The sequence below is a fragment of the Mameliella sp. CS4 genome (assembly GCF_019392335.1).
Classification (GTDB): Bacteria; Pseudomonadota; Alphaproteobacteria; order Rhodobacterales; family Rhodobacteraceae; genus Antarctobacter.
In genome coordinates, this window is record NZ_JAHXRQ010000001.1 from 481,322 (window position 1) to 496,597 (window position 15,276).

13 protein-coding genes are annotated in these 15,276 nt (G+C 66.6%); 10 read left to right on the forward strand and 3 right to left on the reverse strand.

What is annotated here, in order from left to right; all coding sequences use genetic code 11:
- Nucleotides 1-178 precede the first annotated feature (178 nt).
- Complete coding sequence (locus tag KZZ07_RS02235) at nt 179-778, forward strand: HD domain-containing protein (protein ID WP_219511986.1); 600 nt, start codon at nt 179-181, stop codon at nt 776-778.
- Entirely contained in the window at nt 775-1,263 is a 489-nt protein-coding gene (locus KZZ07_RS02240) for a GNAT family N-acetyltransferase (RefSeq protein ID WP_219511988.1), read from the forward strand. Before KZZ07_RS02235 ends, KZZ07_RS02240 begins: the two co-directional genes overlap by 4 nt.
- Here KZZ07_RS02240 and KZZ07_RS02245 read toward each other — a convergent pair.
- Nucleotides 1,251-1,463, reverse strand: a complete 213-nt coding sequence (locus tag KZZ07_RS02245) for a hypothetical protein (RefSeq protein ID WP_219511989.1) — start codon at nt 1,461-1,463, stop codon at nt 1,251-1,253. The genes KZZ07_RS02240 and KZZ07_RS02245 overlap by 13 nt on opposite strands.
- A 101-nt stretch (nt 1,464-1,564) precedes the next feature.
- Between KZZ07_RS02245 and KZZ07_RS02250 the strand changes: the two genes are divergently transcribed.
- Nucleotides 1,565-2,434: a LysR family transcriptional regulator gene (locus KZZ07_RS02250; protein WP_219511990.1), complete on the forward strand. Its 870-nt coding sequence runs from the start codon at nt 1,565-1,567 to the stop codon at nt 2,432-2,434.
- On the opposite strand, the gene KZZ07_RS02255 is transcribed toward KZZ07_RS02250, so the two are convergent.
- Both KZZ07_RS02255 and KZZ07_RS02260 read right to left on the reverse strand, forming a co-directional pair.
- Complete coding sequence (locus KZZ07_RS02255) at nt 2,431-2,985, reverse strand: ActR/PrrA/RegA family redox response regulator transcription factor (RefSeq protein WP_043142704.1); 555 nt, start codon at nt 2,983-2,985, stop codon at nt 2,431-2,433. The two genes, KZZ07_RS02250 and KZZ07_RS02255, sit on opposite strands and share 4 nt — an antisense overlap.
- 78 nt (nt 2,986-3,063) lie before the next feature.
- The gene (locus KZZ07_RS02260) at nt 3,064-3,687 is read right to left on the reverse strand and encodes an SCO family protein (RefSeq protein ID WP_219511991.1); all 624 of its coding nucleotides are present in this window, start codon (nt 3,685-3,687) and stop codon (nt 3,064-3,066) included.
- Between the two features lie 76 nt (nt 3,688-3,763).
- On the opposite strand from KZZ07_RS02260, the gene regB reads away from it, so the two are divergent.
- The 7 genes from regB (at nt 3,764) to addA (ending at nt 15,227) form a co-directional block, all read left to right on the forward strand.
- On the forward strand, nt 3,764-5,170 hold the full coding sequence (regB, locus tag KZZ07_RS02265; RefSeq protein WP_219511992.1) for a sensor histidine kinase RegB: 1,407 nt from the start codon (nt 3,764-3,766) through the stop codon (nt 5,168-5,170).
- A 112-nt stretch (nt 5,171-5,282) separates the two neighbouring features.
- On the forward strand, nt 5,283-6,800 hold the full coding sequence (locus KZZ07_RS02270) for a PAS-domain containing protein (RefSeq protein WP_219511993.1): 1,518 nt from the start codon (nt 5,283-5,285) through the stop codon (nt 6,798-6,800).
- A gap of 41 nt (nt 6,801-6,841) precedes the next feature.
- Nucleotides 6,842-7,315: a tRNA (adenosine(37)-N6)-threonylcarbamoyltransferase complex ATPase subunit type 1 TsaE gene (gene tsaE, locus KZZ07_RS02275; RefSeq protein WP_219511994.1), complete on the forward strand. Its 474-nt coding sequence runs from the start codon at nt 6,842-6,844 to the stop codon at nt 7,313-7,315.
- On the forward strand, nt 7,312-8,274 hold the full coding sequence (locus tag KZZ07_RS02280; protein WP_219511996.1) for an aminoglycoside phosphotransferase family protein: 963 nt from the start codon (nt 7,312-7,314) through the stop codon (nt 8,272-8,274). Before tsaE ends, KZZ07_RS02280 begins: the two co-directional genes overlap by 4 nt.
- A complete protein-coding gene (locus KZZ07_RS02285) occupies nt 8,259-8,927 on the forward strand; it encodes a nucleotidyltransferase family protein (RefSeq protein ID WP_219511997.1) in 669 nt (222 codons plus the stop codon). Before KZZ07_RS02280 ends, KZZ07_RS02285 begins: the two co-directional genes overlap by 16 nt.
- Nucleotides 8,920-11,850 (forward strand): double-strand break repair protein AddB, encoded by a 2,931-nt coding sequence (gene addB, locus KZZ07_RS02290; protein WP_219511998.1) that lies wholly within the window; start codon nt 8,920-8,922, stop codon nt 11,848-11,850. Before KZZ07_RS02285 ends, addB begins: the two co-directional genes overlap by 8 nt.
- Nucleotides 11,847-15,227, forward strand: a complete 3,381-nt coding sequence (addA, locus tag KZZ07_RS02295) for a double-strand break repair helicase AddA (protein WP_219511999.1) — start codon at nt 11,847-11,849, stop codon at nt 15,225-15,227. The genes addB and addA overlap by 4 nt, the downstream gene beginning before the upstream one ends.
- Nucleotides 15,228-15,276 lie beyond the last annotated feature (49 nt).

Sequence of the window (15,276 nt, forward strand, 5' to 3'; positions counted from 1 at the left end):
ATGCGGTGGCGCGCCCCTTGTCGGGGGCGGCGATGCTCTGGCCAGCAGGTAGCACCAGAGGCCTGCGCGTACAATGTCATACTCCGCCGCAGGGCCGTGACGTTCCGGCCGACGCCCGATTTACAAGCAGGAATTCGCGTCTTAGTCAGGGCCGCGCAGCAGGACCCCGGGGAAGAGAATGGCGAAACAGACGCGAGCCTGGCAACGGATGCTTTCGGGGCGCAGGCTGGACCTGCTGGACCCGACGCCGGTGGACATCGAGATCGAGGACATCGCACACGGGCTGGCCTTTGTCGCCCGCTGGAACGGGCAGACGCGTGGCGACTATGCCTATTCGGTCGCCGAACATTCGCTACTGGTCGAGGTGATTTTCGGACGGCTCTGCCCGCAGGCGCGCGTCGCGGATCGGCTGACCGCGCTGCTGCACGACGCGCCGGAATACGTCATCGGCGACATGATCTCACCGGTGAAGGCCGCCGTGGGCCCCGACTACGAAGAGCTGGACAAGCGGCTGTCCGCCGCGATCCACATCCGGTTCGGCCTGCCCGCCATCACGCCACAGCGGCTGAAGAAGCAGATCAAGAAGGCCGACCGCATCAGCGCCTGGATGGAAGCCACGCAGATCGCCGGGTTCACCCGCGCCGAGGCGGACAGGTTCTTTGGCGCCCCGGACATGGACATGATCGCCGACCTGTCGATCCACCTGCGCCCGCCGGTCGAGGTGCGCGCCGATTTCACAGCCCGCCACGCGGCCCTGTTGCAGGAGATGCCCAGATGACAATTTCCGTACGCCGCGCCGGTCCGCTGGACGCCCGTCCCCTTGCCGACCTGTTGAACGAGATCATCGCCGCGGGCGGCACCACCGCCTTGACCCGCCCGATCAGCACCGAGGAAATGCGGGACTGGATGACACTTTGTCCCGACCGCGCCGCCTGGCACCTGGCCGAGGATGACGCCGGCGAGGTGCTGGGATTCCAGTGGATCGAACCCGGGGACGACCTGCCGGATGAGGCCGCCCAGATCGCCACCTTTGCGCGGCGGGGCCGGACCGGGCTTGGCATCGGCTCGGCGCTTTTCCGTGAAACCGAAAATGCCGCCCGCGCGCTGGGCTATCGCTGGATCAGTGCCAACATCCGGGCCGACAACACCGGCGGGCTGGCCTACTATCAGAGCCGGGGGTTCGAGGATTATGGGGCCAAGCGCGGCGTCCGGCTGGACGATGGCCTGACCGTCGACAAAGTTCTGAAACGTTACGATCTCTGACGGTGCAGTGCCGGGCGCGGAGCGGCCCCCCGCACCCCGGCAAGGACGTACCGCAGCCACGCCCCCGGGACCCAGCCGACCGGCCGGGTCATGGCCAGTCTCATGGCGGCGTCTTCCTGTTCGATGTCCCGGCGCATGCCACGGCCAGCGGCATCGTAGCGGCGCGTTGCGCGCATCATGTCTTCTGATAACTGAAGCATCGTTTTCTCCTGGGGCACCTTCGGCCCAGGGCCATAAATAGCTTGAGTTTCTCTCGATCCCGAGTCAGGAATTTATTGCAACCTTTAAGGGGAGCTAATAGATGGTCGAGATCGACTGGCACCGCCTCCCACCGCTTGCCAGCCTGCGCGCTTTCGAGGCGACCGCGCGGCTGGAGGGCTTTTCCGCCGCCGCACGCGCGCTGAATGTGACCCCTGCCGCCGTGGCCCAGCAGGTGCGGTCGCTGGAATCAGAGATCGGTGCAAAACTGGTAAAGCGCGAGGGGCGCGGCCTGATCCTGACGGAGGCGGGTCAACAACTGGCCAAACCGATGAGCGAGGCATTTTCCCTGCTGGCGGATGGCATCGACGGTCTGCGACAGCGTGAGGCCAGCCGTGGCATCCGCGCGACAACCACCACCTTTATCGTGGACGCGGTCATCCTGCCGAAACTCTGCGACTTCTGGTGCGCGCACCCGGAAATTCCGGTGTCCTTTGTGCCGGGCGCCTGCCTTTCGCCCGTGGATTTCGACGGCTTCGACATCGGCATCCGTATCGGGACACCCGAGGATTGGCCGGACTACCGCTGCGAGCCCCTGATCGAATGCGAAACGATCTTCGTCGCCTCGCCGGACCTCGCGGCCTCTGCGCCACCGCAGGACCTGCCCTGGATCCTTGGAGCACCAGAGCGCCCCGACGCCCGCATGCTGGCGGAAACCGGGATCGACGTGGAAAAGGTGGAACGCCGCAATATCGGCGAGATTTCACTGGAAATCGAAGCGGCGCGGCGCGGCATCGGCGCAATCATGGCGACAGATGTCATTGTGCGCCGTCACCTGGACGACGGGTCGCTGGTAAAACTGGACCTGACGTACCCGCACAGGGCGGTCTATCACGTTATCCTGCCCAGTGGCCCGGTGAGACCGTCGGTGCGCACCTTCGTGGATTGGTTGAAGACCAGCCTCACCGCCTAGCGCGGCGAGCGTTTCGCCAGGATCCGCTGCAGGGTCCGGCGGTGCATGTTCAGCCGCCGCGCGGTTTCCGAGACATTGCGATCACAAAGCTCGTAGACCCGCTGGATATGCTCCCAGCGCACGCGGTCCGCGCTCATCGGGTTTTCCGGCGGCGGGGGCAGATCATCGCCCTTGGCCAGCAGCGCGTTGGTGATGTCGGTCGCATCCGCGGGTTTCGACAAATAGTCCGTCGCCCCGATCTTGACCGCGGCAACGGCGGTGGCGATGGCGCCATAGCCTGTCAGCACGACCACGCGGCTGTCGGGGCGCTTTTCGCGCAGCACCTCGACCACGTCCAACCCGTTGCCGTCCTCCAGCCGCAGGTCAACCACCGCATAGGCCGGTGGCCGGGCGGTGGCGATGGCCGTGCCGGCCGCGACGGATCCGGCCATCTCGACCTCGAAACCGCGTTTTTCCATGGCCTTGGCGAGGCGTCTCAGGAAAGGTTCGTCGTCATCGACCAGGAGCAATGAGCGGTCAGCTCCCAGTTCTTCGATGCTGCGTTCCGCCAATAGACTTCCTCCGGCCACCACTGCGTGAAAACGAGTATTAGCGGGCTAAGTCCCGGCGGTCAAACGCATCCGGACAAGTCAAGATGCCTCGATGAAGCAGGCCGTGCGGTCGGCCATCTGCTCCGGCGTGACCTCGCGACGGAAGAACTCGACAAAGCCCTGCTCGGGCAGCACCAGATAGGTGAAGGTCGAGTGATCGACGAGATAGTATTCGGGGTCCGCGTCCGTCTCCTTGCGATAGTAGGTCCGGTAGGCCTTGCTTGCCGCCTTGACCTGTTCGGCAGAGCCGGTCAGCCCGATCATCTTGTCGTGGATCACCTCGGCGAATTCGCCGACCACCTCAGGGGTGTCCCGCTCGGGGTCGATGGAAATGAAGATCGGGGTCACGTCATAGCCCCGCTCTGCCAGCACATCGACGGCATCGGCGTTGCGCGCGGTGTCGAAGGGGCAGACATCGGGACAAAACGTGTAACCGAAATACACCAGGCTTGGCTTTGTGATCACGTCCTTGTCGGTCACGGTCTCGCCGTTCTTGTTCAACAGCTCGAAAGGCCCGCCAATGGCTTCTGCGCCTCCGGCGATCTTGCTGGTTCGGCACTGGGCAAAGGGATCGGCTGTCGCGGACTGCTGAGTGTAGACCCAGACACCGGCGCTGACGGCGACGAGACCGGCGAAGGCGGCGATTGCGGCAAGACGCTGCATGACTTTCTTCCTCTGGAATGGTTTAGCTTTAGCTATCCATTGAGGGGCTGGACGCAAGAGGGACGAAAGGGCGCAGATGGCGCAGGGCGATCTTGGACTGATCGGTGACGAGCAGCGCAGCAACTGGATCCGTTTGCGCACGATGATCCTGTTGCGCTGGTTCGCGGTGATCGGCCAGCTGGTCGCAATCACGCTGGCGCAGCGCCTTTACAACCTGCAACTGGAACTGGGCCTGTGTTACCTGGCCGTGGGCGTCTCGATCGTCGGCAACCTGATCGCGATTTCGGTGTTTCCCGAAAACAAGCGGCTGAGCGAGACCGAGAACTTCATGATGGTGATGTTCGACCTCTTGCAGCTGTGTTTCCTGCTGTACCTGACGGGCGGGCTGCACAACCCGTTTTCGCTGCTGGTGCTGGCGCCGGTCACGGTCTCGGCGGCGGTGCTCAGCCTGCGGTCGACCTTTCTGCTGGGCTTCACCGCCTTCGCGCTGGTCACGGGCATGGTCTATTACCACCTGCCCCTGCGCACCGAACAGGGGTTCATCCTGCGCATCCCCGACATCTTCGTCTATGGCCAGTGGGCGGCAATCTGCATCGCGCTGGTCTTTATCTCTGTCTATTCGCGCCGCATCACGCGCGAGATGAACTCGATGTCCGACGCACTTGCGGCAACGCAGATGGCGCTGGCCCGGGCGCAAAAGCTGAACGATCTGGGCGGCGTGGTGGCCGCGGCGGCGCATGAGCTGGGCACGCCGCTGGCCACGATCAAGCTGACCTCGTCGGAACTGGCCGAGGAACTGGACGATCACCCCGACCTCGTCGATCTCAAGGAGGACGCCCTGCTGATCCGCGAACAGGCCGACCGCTGCCGCGACATCCTGCGCAGCATGGGACGGGCGGGCAAGGACGACCTGCACATGCGCCACGCGCCCCTGATCGAGGTGATCCGCGAGGCCGCCGAACCACACCAGGACCGTGGCAAGGAAATCCTGATCGAGGACGGCCCGGGCCCCGGGGGCGACTATACCCAGCCGCAGATCCTGCGCCGCCCCGAGGTGATCCACGGGCTGCGCAATCTGGTGCAGAACGCCGTCGATTTTGCCCGCACCAAGGTCTGGGTCGAGGCGATGTGGACGGATGACGTGATCTCGATCCGCATCGTGGATGACGGACGCGGCTTTCCCCAGCACCTGATCGGCCGCATCGGCGATCCTTTCGTGCGCCGCCGCCGCAGCGAAAGCGAAAAGCGCGCCCGACCGGAATACGAGGGCATGGGCCTGGGTCTTTTCATTGCCAAGACCCTGCTGGAACGCACCGGGGCAGAGCTGAGCTTTGCCAACGGATCGGACCCCTACTCGGCGCTTTCGGACCAGTCCGAACGCCGAGGGGCCATCGTCGAGGTGGTCTGGCCGCATAGCAAGATCGTTGCCGATGCCGCCAAGCCGGGCACCGCGCTGGGAGAAAACCGACCAATTGAGATTTAAGGTGAATTTAACGTTTATGTTTTCCGCTTAACGGGAAATTAACCAAACTAAAATCAACCTCAAGATCAATCCGCGGGACACGGATAACGGGACACGGACAAGAGGCAGGACCTTGGAGGATCTCTTATTTCTGGCAATCGGCGCCGGTGCCGCCGCGGCATTGTTGGCCGCCGTCCTGATCCTGTTCACGTTGCGCCCGCGCCGCTCGCAGTTGCAGCACTCCGGCACACCCGAAACCGTGCTGCTGTTCCGACACGGCGAAGTTGTCGATTTTACCCAGGACGCGGCAGAGCTGTTTGATCGCACGGTGCTGACCGGCATGGGCTGGGACGAGGTGCGCGAAACACTGTTGCCGGCATTCCCGGACCTGCCCGCAGACCTGCCGGACCGACCGGGGCACTGGCATTCACCCGGTGTGGCCAATGCCGAGCTTTGGGCCGATCCCGCGGGCAGCCGGTTACACCTGCGTCTGCAATGCACACCCGACGGCGCCGCCACCCTCTTTCGCGCCCGCTGCCAGAGCGACGAGTATCACCGCCTTACGGAAATGTCGCGCAACGCCCCGGACGCGCTTTGGCAGACCGACGATCACGGGCGGCTGATCTGGTACAACGAAGCCTATGAACAGCTGTGCGACAGCACCGGGCACGAAATCGACGGCACCTGCCCCATCGACATCGAACTGCCTGCCAAACGCGTCGAACGCAGCACCCGTATCAGCATCAAGCCCGAGGATCACCCGCAGCGCTGGCTGGAGGTTGTTTCGCGCCCGGTCGAACACGGCTGGGTGCATTACGCCACCAGTATCGACAGTCTCGTCAACGCGGAAATGGCGCAGCGCAACTTCGTCCAGACGCTGACCAAGACCTTTGCTCACCTGCCCATCGGCCTTGCCGTATTCGACCGTGACCGGCAGCTGGTGCTGTTCAACCCCGCGCTGGTGGACCTGACACATTTGCCCGTGGATTTCCTGTCGGCCAAGCCCAACCTCCTGTCCTTTTTCGATCACATGCGGGAAAACCGCATGATGCCAGAGCCCAAGAATTACTCCTCCTGGCGGGACAAGCTCTATGACGTGGTCTCTGCCGCGCGCGAAGACCGGTATTGCGAGACCTGGAACCTGCCCTCGGGCCTCACCTACAAGATCACCGGCCGCCCGCATCCTGACGGCGCCGTCGCCTTCCTGATCGAGGACATCAGCGCCGAGATCTCGCTGACACGGCGCTTCCGCTCGGAACTGGAACTGACGCAATCGGTGCTGGATTGTTTCGAGGACGCGGTGGCCGTCTTCTCGCGTCTGGGTGTGCTGACCTTTTCCAACGCCGCCTACCGGTCACAGTGGAAATGCGATCCCGACAGCGCCTTTGCCGAGATCACCATCGTCGACGCCACCAAGGAATGGCAGCAGGATTGCCAGCCCAGCCCGATCTGGGCCAACCTGCGCGAATTTGTCCTGACCCTGCGCGACCGGCAGGGCTGGGAGGCGCAATTGACCCGCAAATCCGGTGAAATCCTGCGCTGCCGGGTCCAGCCCGTGGCCGCCGGGGCGACCCTTGTCCGCTTTACCAGACTGCCCGTTCAGGTAGAGGAATCGGCGCAGCCCGACAATCGCCAAAAGGCGGTGGGATAGCCGCTTGCAGGTCCCGGCAGGGCGCCGGTATCCTCGCCGCCATGACAGCCCGCCAGACCGCCCTCACCCTGCCCACACCAGAGGCCACCTGCGACCTGGCCCGCCGCATCGGCGCCGGTCTGCGACCCGGCGACGTGTTGTTGCTGACCGGTGAAATCGGCGCCGGAAAAACCCATTTCGCGCGCTGCCTGATCCAGTCCCTGCTGGAGGTGCCCGAGGACGTGCCCTCGCCCACCTTCACCCTGGTGCAGATCTATGACACCACCGCCGGAGAGCTCTGGCACGCGGATCTCTACCGGCTCACCGGCCCGGACGAGAGCGTGGAACTGGGCCTGACAGAGGCCTTCGAAACGGCCATCTGCCTTGTCGAATGGCCCGACCGGCTGCAAGAACTGGCCCCGCGCGACGCCCTGCGTCTGAGCTTGACCGCCGGACCGGCCGAGGACGCCCGCGCGCTGGTCCTGGACTGGGAGGCGCCGCGCTGGGACGCGCTGATCGCGGAGCAGGCGGCGTGACCGATTTCCTCGACGCCGCTGGATGGGGCGCCGTCCGGCAAGAGGCGCTGGCCGGAGATGCCTCGGCCCGGCGCTACACACGGCTGTTTCGGGGGGACAAAACCGCCATCCTGATGCAGGACCCCGAGGGCGACGTGGCGCTTTTTGCCCGTCTTGCCCGGCACCTGTCAGGCGCGGGCCTCAGCGCGCCGCGTATCCTGGCCGAGGACAACGCCAGCGGCCTGTTGCTGATCGAGGATCTTGGCGACGGGTTGATCGCGCGGCTGGCCAACACTCCCGCGATTGAGCGGGACCTCTACCTGCTGGCGACGGATGCGCTCATCGAACTGCACCGCCATCCGGCAGCGCCCGACCTGCCCATCGCCACTCCGGATCACCTCGCCCGGCAGATCGACCTTGCCTTCATCCACTACACGCATGCGCCAAAGGGTCTGCCCGACGCCATCGCCGCCTTCCGCCCCCTGCTCGAGGCCCACGCACAACCCGCCGATGTCATGGTGCTGCGCGACTACCACGCCGAGAACATCCTGGTATTGCCCGATCGCTCCGGTACCGCACGCGCCGGGTTACTGGATTTCCAGGACGCGCTTCTGGGGCACCGCGCCTATGACCTCGTGTCGCTGATCCAGGACGCGCGCCGCGATGTGCGGGCGGACACCGCCGAGGCCTGTATCCGGCATTACTGCGCCGCCACCGGCCAGGCGAAAGAGGCTTTCCGCACGTCGCTTGCGGTGCTGGGTGCCCAGCGCAACCTGCGCATCCTCGGCGTCTTTGCCCGCCTCGCCGCGACGCGCGGCAAGCCGCAGTACATCGACCTGATTCCGCGCGTCTGGGGACATCTGCAGACCGATCTTTCGCACCCGCTGCTGTCCCCGGTAAAAGAGATCCTCGACGCTGCCCTGCCCGCGCCCACCCCCGATCACCTGACAAGGTTGAAGTCCCGATGCCCGACGCCGTGATGCTCTTTGCCGCCGGGTTCGGCACCCGCATGGGCGCGTTGACGGCATCGCGCCCCAAACCGCTGATCAAGGTCGCAGGCCAACCCCTGCTCGATCATGCGCTGGAGCTGACCGCCGGTATCCCGACCCGCGTCGTGAACGCGCATTACCTGTCGGACCAGATCACGGCGCACCTGAACGGGACAGGCGTGCATGTCTCTGTCGAACAGCCTGACATCCTCGACACCGGCGGCGGCTTGCGTTTTGCCTTGTCGAGACTTGGTACACAGCCTGTATACACGTTGAACACTGATGCCGTCTGGAACGGTCCGAACCCCTTGGAGCTGCTGCGCGCCGCATGGGACCCGGACCGGATGGATGCGCTCTTGCTCTGCGTACCGCTGGCCCGGGCCGTGGGCCGTAAAACACCGGGGGATTTCAGCCTGCAGCCGGACGGGCAGCTGACCCGGCAGGGCGATCTTGTCTATACCGGCGCGCAGATCATCAAGACCGAGGGGCTGCATGCCATCCCCGAGAAAGCCTTTTCGCTCAATCGCCTGTGGAACGCGCAGGCGGAAACGGGTCGCCTCTGCGGCCTCACCTACCCGGGCCAATGGTGCGACGTGGGCCACCCCGAAGGCATCGCCCTGGCCGAAGGACTGCTGAATGTTTGACGACACGGGACCGCGCCTGTTCGGCCTGCCGCCGGGCGCCGATTTTGCGAGTGAACTGGTGGCGGGCCTGCGCGCCCGTCTGGGCGATACCCTGCCCGAGGCCCTGGCGCAGGTGGAAATCTACGTCAACTCCGACCGTATGGCCCGCCGCCTGCGCGAGGTTTTCGACACGGGTCCTGCCAGCCTCTTGCCACGCATCCGCCTTGTGACCGACCTGGCCGACCCGCTGACAAAGGCGGCGCTGCCCGCGCCGGTGCCGCCGCTGCGCCGGCGGCTGGAACTGACGGGGTTGGTGTCCAAACTGCTGGACCAGGCGCCCGACCTTGCGCCGCGCGCGGCGCTTTTTGACCTGGCCGACAGCCTGGCGACCCTGATGGAGGAAATGCAGGGCGAAGGCGTGGCGCCCGAGGTGATCGAAAACCTCGACGTCTCGGACCAGTCCGGCCACTGGCAACGCGCGCTGACCTTCCTGCGCATCGTGCAACAGTATTTTGAGGCCGACAGCGCGCCGGACCCACAGGCCTATGCCCGCCGCGCGCTGGATCTGCGGCTGCGGCAATGGCAGGAGAGCCCGCCGCAGCACCCGATCCTTGTCGCGGGGTCCACAGGATCGCGCGGGACAACGGCGGCCTTCATGGAGGCGGTGGCGCGGCTGCCGCAAGGGGCGGTGATCCTGCCCGGCTTTGACACCGATACGCCCGATCACGTCTGGGACCGGCTGGATACCGCGCTGACCGGCGAGGATCACCCGCAGTTCCGCTTTGCCCGGCTGATGCAGGCGCTGGACCTGACCCCGGGGCAAGTCCGCCCCTGGACCGACACGCCCCCGCCCAGCCCGGTGCGCAACCGCGTGTTGTCGCTGGCCCTCCGTCCCGCGCCGGTCACGCACCAGTGGCTGTCCGAGGGACCGTCACTGCCGCCGCTGGACGCGGCGATGCAGGATGTGACCCTTTTGGAGGCTCCCAGCCAGCGGGACGAGGCGCTGGCCATCGCCCTGCGCCTGCGGCAGGCGGTGGCGGAAGGCCAGCGCGCCGCCGTCATCACCCCCGACCGGATGCTGACCCGGCGCGTGACCTCTGCACTGGACCGCTGGAACATCCTGCCGGACGACAGCGGCGGCACGCCTGCGCAGCTGACCCCGCCCGGGCGGCTGCTACGCCATGTGGCGGAACTGTTTGTCAAACCGCTGACAGCGGAAATGCTGCTGACCCTGCTCAAGCATCCGCTGACCCACAGCGGGGCCGACCGGGGGCCGCACCTGCTGAATACCCGCGAGTTGGAACTGTTCATCCGCCGCAAGGGCATGCCCTATCCCCAGCCCGAACCGCTTGCCCTCTGGGGCGAAAAGCGGTCGCAGGGCGACTGGGCGGCCTGGGTGGGCGCACGGTTCTGCGGGCAAGAACGGTCCGGAAAACGCCCGCTGGCGGACTGGATCGCGGATCTGCTGGCGCTGGCAGGCGCCATCTGTGCCGGGTCGGGCACCGAGGGGACCGGCGGGCTGTGGCAGGAGGCGGCGGGCCGCAAGCTGCAGGGCGTCATGGCAGGGCTGGAACGAGAGGCGGAGCATGGCGCCGAGATGAGCGCCCGCGATTTCGCCGACCTGCTGGGCGCACTCCTGTCGCGCGAAGAGGTGCGCGACCGCGACGCCCCGCACCCGGATATCCTGATCTGGGGCACGCTGGAGGCCCGGGTCATGGATGCCGACCTGGTGATCCTTGCAGGCCTCAATGAGGGCGCCTGGCCGGAACTGCCCGGCGCCGATCCCTGGCTGAACCGGCAGATGCGGGCCAAGGCGGGGCTGCTCTTGCCCGAACGGCGCATCGGCCTGTCGGCACATGACTTTCAGCAGGCCGCCGGTGCGCCAGAGGTCTGGCTGTCGCGGTCGCTGAAATCGGACGAGGCGGAAACCGTGCCCTCGCGCTGGGTCAACCGGCTGCTGAACCTGATGCGCGGACTGGAGGCGCAGGGCGGCAAGGAGACCATCGCCGCCATGCAGGCGCGCGGCAACCACTGGCTGGCGCTGGCCCGTGCCTCGGAAACACCGATCGAGGCCACGCCGGTGCCGCGCCCCTCGCCCGCGCCGCCCGCCGGGACCAGGCCTGCGAAACTCTCGGTCACGGAAATCAAGCGGCTGGTGCGTGACCCCTTTGCCATCTACGCCAAACACGTCCTGCGACTGCGGCCGCTGGATCCGCTGATGCAGGCGCCCGATGCGCTGATGCGCGGCATCCTCACCCACAAGGTGCTGGAAGACTTCGTGAAAGCCACGCAGGAAGAACCGCTGGACTTGCGGCCCGAGCGTCTGATGGCTCTGGCCGAACAGATCATCGGCGACCCGGACCAAGTGCCCTTTCCCACCGTCCGCGCCCTCTGGCAGGCGCGCATGGCCCGCATCGCCCCCTGGTTCGTCGAGACAGAGGTGGACCGACAAGGCCGCGCCACCCCCAGCAAGTACGAGATCAAGGGCACCCGCGAGATCGCCGCGCTGGGCTTTACCCTGAGCGCCACCGCCGACCGGATCGACATCGACGGGCGCGGCGGGGCGCATATCTACGACTACAAGACCGGCGCCGCGCCCTCGGCCAAGGAACAGCGGTCCTTTGACAAGCAACTGCTCTTGGAGGCAGCGATGCTGGACGAGGGCGGATTTCCCCCGCTGGACCCGCCGCATGTGGAACGCGCGGTCTTCATCTCGTTGCAGCCCTCGAACCCGCGTGAGGTGCTGGCCCCGCTGGAGGACGCGCCGCCCGAACAGGTCTGGCAGGAGTTCGTCGCCCTCATCACCGCCTATCACGCCGCCGAAACCGGGTTCACCGCCCGCCGTGCCCTGCAAAAGGACAGCGATGCCGGGGATTTCGATCACCTCGCGCGTTACGGCGAATGGGACGTGACCGATGCGCCGGTCAAGGAGGTGCTGACATGAGGCGGGATGACGCGACAGAGGCACAGGTACGTGCCGCCGAGCCGGGCCATTCCACCTGGCTGGCCGCCAACGCCGGGTCGGGCAAGACCCGCGTGCTGACCGACCGTGTGGCGCGGCTGTTGCTGGATGGGGTGGATCCGTCGCACATCCTCTGCCTGACCTATACCAAGGCCGCCGCCTCCGAGATGCAGAACCGCCTGTTCAAGCGGCTGGGCAGCTGGGCGATGCTGGACAAAGGCGCCCTGCGCGGCGAACTGCGCGACCTTGGCGTCGAAACGGAGCTGTCGGGCGATTTCCTGCGCGAGGCACGCACGCTGTTCGCCCGCGCCATCGAGACGCCGGGCGGGCTGCGCATCCAGACCATCCACTCTTTCTGCGCGTCCCTGTTGCGGCGGTTCCCGCTGGAGGCCCGCGTCACCCCCCAGTTCCAGGAGATGGAGGATCGCGCCGCCGAGCTGTTGCGCGCCGAGGTGCTGGACCGGCTGGCCGAAGGGCCGGAGGCGCATCTGATCCGCGCCATCTCGCCCTATGTCTCGGGCGATGACGTGGACAGCATCGCGGCGCAGGTCTGCCGCCACCGCGATGCCTTTGCCCCGCCAAAAGGGGCGGGCGAGATCCGCGCCGCCTATGGTCTGCGCGAAACGGACGGTGAGGATACGCTGCTGGACCAGGTGTTCCTGGGGTCCGAGCTGGATCTTTTCGGGGCGCTGGTAGAGATCCTCGCCACGGGCGGCAAGACCGACCAGACGCTCTCGGGCCAGCTGGGGGCCGTCGAGGCGATGGACCGCACCGGGCTGGCGCAGGTGCAGGCGGCCTTGCTGACGCAGGCGGGCACCATCCGGAAGACGCTGGGCACCAAGGGCGTGCGCAAAGCGGCTGCCGATCTTTTCGAGTCGCTGGACCAATTGGCGGCGCGGGTCGAGGATGCGCTTGCGATGCAGCGCGCGCTGGCCGCCGCCGACCGCGACACGGCTTTGCACGGTTTCGCGGGCGCCTTCCTGCGCGACTACGACGCCGAAAAGCAGCGCCGCGGCTGGCTGGATTTCGACGATCTCATCACCCGCGCGCGCGACCTGCTCAGCGATCCCGGCGTGGCGGAATGGGTGCTGTACCGGCTGGATGGCGGCATCGACCATATCCTTGTCGATGAGGCGCAGGACACATCCCCGGTGCAATGGCAGGTGATCGAACGGCTGGCGCAGGAATTCACCGCCGGTGAGGGCGCCCGGGCCGACGTCCGGCGCACGATCTTTGTCGTCGGGGACAAGAAACAGTCGATCTATTCCTTCCAGGGGGCCGATCCGTCGGAATTCGACCGGATGCGCGACGATTTCGCGAACCGCCTGGCACGGACCGACGCGCCGCTGGTGCCTGCGAGCCTCGATTACAGTTTCCGCTCGGCAGAGCCGATCCTGCGGCTGGTCGACAACACCTTTCGCGGTGCCGAGGCCTCGGGCTTTGTCGGGGATGGGCACCGCGCCTTCAAGGACGCCATGCCCGGTCGGGTCGACCTCTGGCCGCTGGTAGAGAAGGTCGGCGACGAAGAGGACGGCGCCTGGCATGAACCCGTCGATCGGCCCAGCGCCACGCATCACACCGTGCAACTGGCCCAGCGCATCGCGCATTTCATCAAGCAGAGCATTGAAAGCGGCACCCCCCTGCCCGAGGAGGTCGGCCACACCGGCACCTACCGCGCGCGTCCCGTGCACGCGGGCGATTTCCTGATCCTCGTCCAGAAACGCGGGCGCCTGTTCAAGGAGATCATCCGCGCCTGCAAACAGCAGGACCTGCCCATCGCCGGGGCCGACGTGCTCAAGGTCATGGCGGAACTTGCGGTCAAGGACATCATCGCCCTGCTCAGTTTCCTGGCCACGCCCGAGGACGACCTGTCGCTAGCCACCCTGCTGCGCTCACCTCTGTTTGGCCTGTCGGAACAGGCACTGTTCGACCTCGCCCACCGGCGGCAGAAGAAATACCTCTGGGAGGAACTGCGCGCCCGGCGCGACGATTTCCCCGAGGTGCTGCACGTGCTCGACGATCTGCGCGGGCAGACCGATTTCCTGCGTCCCTTTGACCTGATCGACCGTATCCTGACCCGCCACGAGGGCCGCCGCCTGCTGATCGGACGGCTGGGGCCAGAGGCCGAGGACGGGATCAACGCGCTGCTGCAGCAGGCGCTGGCCTATGAACAAAGCGCCGTGCCTTCGCTGACGGGGTTCCTGGAATGGGCGCGGTCGGACAACCTCAAGATCAAGCGCGCCCCGGACAGCGCGGGGGAGACGCTGCGGGTGATGACGGTGCATGGGTCCAAGGGGCTGGAGGCGCCCGTGGTCATCCTGCCCGACTGCGCCGAGCCTGACACCAAGCTGCGTGACGACCTGTTCGCCGACGAGCATGGCCCGATGTGGAAGGCGGCCTCCGACGCTTTGCCGCCGCGCCAGCAGGCAGTGATCGACGCGGCCAAGGAGAAGGCCGCGCAGGAAAAGGACCGCCTGCTGTACGTTGCCATGACCCGGGCCGAGAAATGGCTGATCGTCGCGGCCGCCGGCGACCTGGGGAAATCCGGCGAAGCCTGGTACGACAAGGTCGCGCGCGGGATGGAGGAGTCGGGGCCAGAGCGTTTCACGTTCGACTTTGGCGACCTGGGCAGCGGCGAAGGGCTGCGGCTGGGATTGTCGGACTGGGCGCACCTGCCGCTGGACATGGCCGAGAAACCCGCACCCGCGCCGGTGGACCTGCCCGCCGCGCTGCTGGCCCCCGCCCCCGATCCGGTGGCAGCGGCGAAATCCCTGTCGCCCTCTGACCTCGGCGGCGCCAAGGCGCTGCCCGGGGCCGCCGGCGATGCCGAGGACTTGGCCAAGGCGCGCGGCACCGCCTTGCACCACCTGCTGGAAAACCTCGCACCCCTGCCCACGGACCACCGCGCCGGGGCCGCTGACGCGCTCTGCACGCAGATGGAAAGTGACCCCGATCTGATCCTTGTCACACCCCTGCTGCCCGAGATCCGGGACGAGGCGCTGGCGGTGCTGGAGGCGCCCACGCTGGCGCAGGTCTTTGCCCCCGATGCGCTGGCCGAGGTGCCCGTCACTGCCGATCTGCCAGGGCTGGGGCGGATGCATGGCATCATCGACCGGCTGCTGATCGCGCCCGACCGGATCACCGCTGTCGACTTCAAGTCCAACCGCACGGTGCCCGCCAGCGCCGAGCAGGTGCCAGAGGGGATCTTGCGCCAGATGGGAGCCTATGCCGCCGCGCTGGCACAGGTCTATCCCGGGCGGCATATCGACACTGCCCTGGTCTGGACCGCCAGCGCACACTATATGCCGCTGCCGCACGATCTTGTGACACAAGCACTCGGTCGGGCCGCCGCATCTTGACGCGCTGGCGACCCCTCCATAACTTCCCACACCTGAAAAGGCTGCCTCA

What these genes read in the sequence shown, in the direction of transcription:
- KZZ07_RS02235 (WP_219511986.1), top strand. Translation starts at nt 179, where the DNA reads ATGGCGAAACAGACGCGAGCCTGGCAACGGATGCTTTCGGGGCGCAGG.
- KZZ07_RS02240 (WP_219511988.1), top strand. Translation starts at nt 775, where the DNA reads ATGACAATTTCCGTACGCCGCGCCGGTCCGCTGGACGCCCGTCCCCTT.
- KZZ07_RS02245 (WP_219511989.1), bottom strand. Translation starts at nt 1,463, where the DNA reads ATGCTTCAGTTATCAGAAGACATGATGCGCGCAACGCGCCGCTACGAT.
- KZZ07_RS02250 (WP_219511990.1), top strand. Translation starts at nt 1,565, where the DNA reads ATGGTCGAGATCGACTGGCACCGCCTCCCACCGCTTGCCAGCCTGCGC.
- KZZ07_RS02260 (WP_219511991.1), bottom strand. Translation starts at nt 3,687, where the DNA reads ATGCAGCGTCTTGCCGCAATCGCCGCCTTCGCCGGTCTCGTCGCCGTC.
- regB (WP_219511992.1), top strand. Translation starts at nt 3,764, where the DNA reads ATGGCGCAGGGCGATCTTGGACTGATCGGTGACGAGCAGCGCAGCAAC.
- tsaE (WP_219511994.1), top strand. Translation starts at nt 6,842, where the DNA reads ATGACAGCCCGCCAGACCGCCCTCACCCTGCCCACACCAGAGGCCACC.
- KZZ07_RS02285 (WP_219511997.1), top strand. Translation starts at nt 8,259, where the DNA reads ATGCCCGACGCCGTGATGCTCTTTGCCGCCGGGTTCGGCACCCGCATG.
- addB (WP_219511998.1), top strand. Translation starts at nt 8,920, where the DNA reads ATGTTTGACGACACGGGACCGCGCCTGTTCGGCCTGCCGCCGGGCGCC.
- addA (WP_219511999.1), top strand. Translation starts at nt 11,847, where the DNA reads ATGAGGCGGGATGACGCGACAGAGGCACAGGTACGTGCCGCCGAGCCG.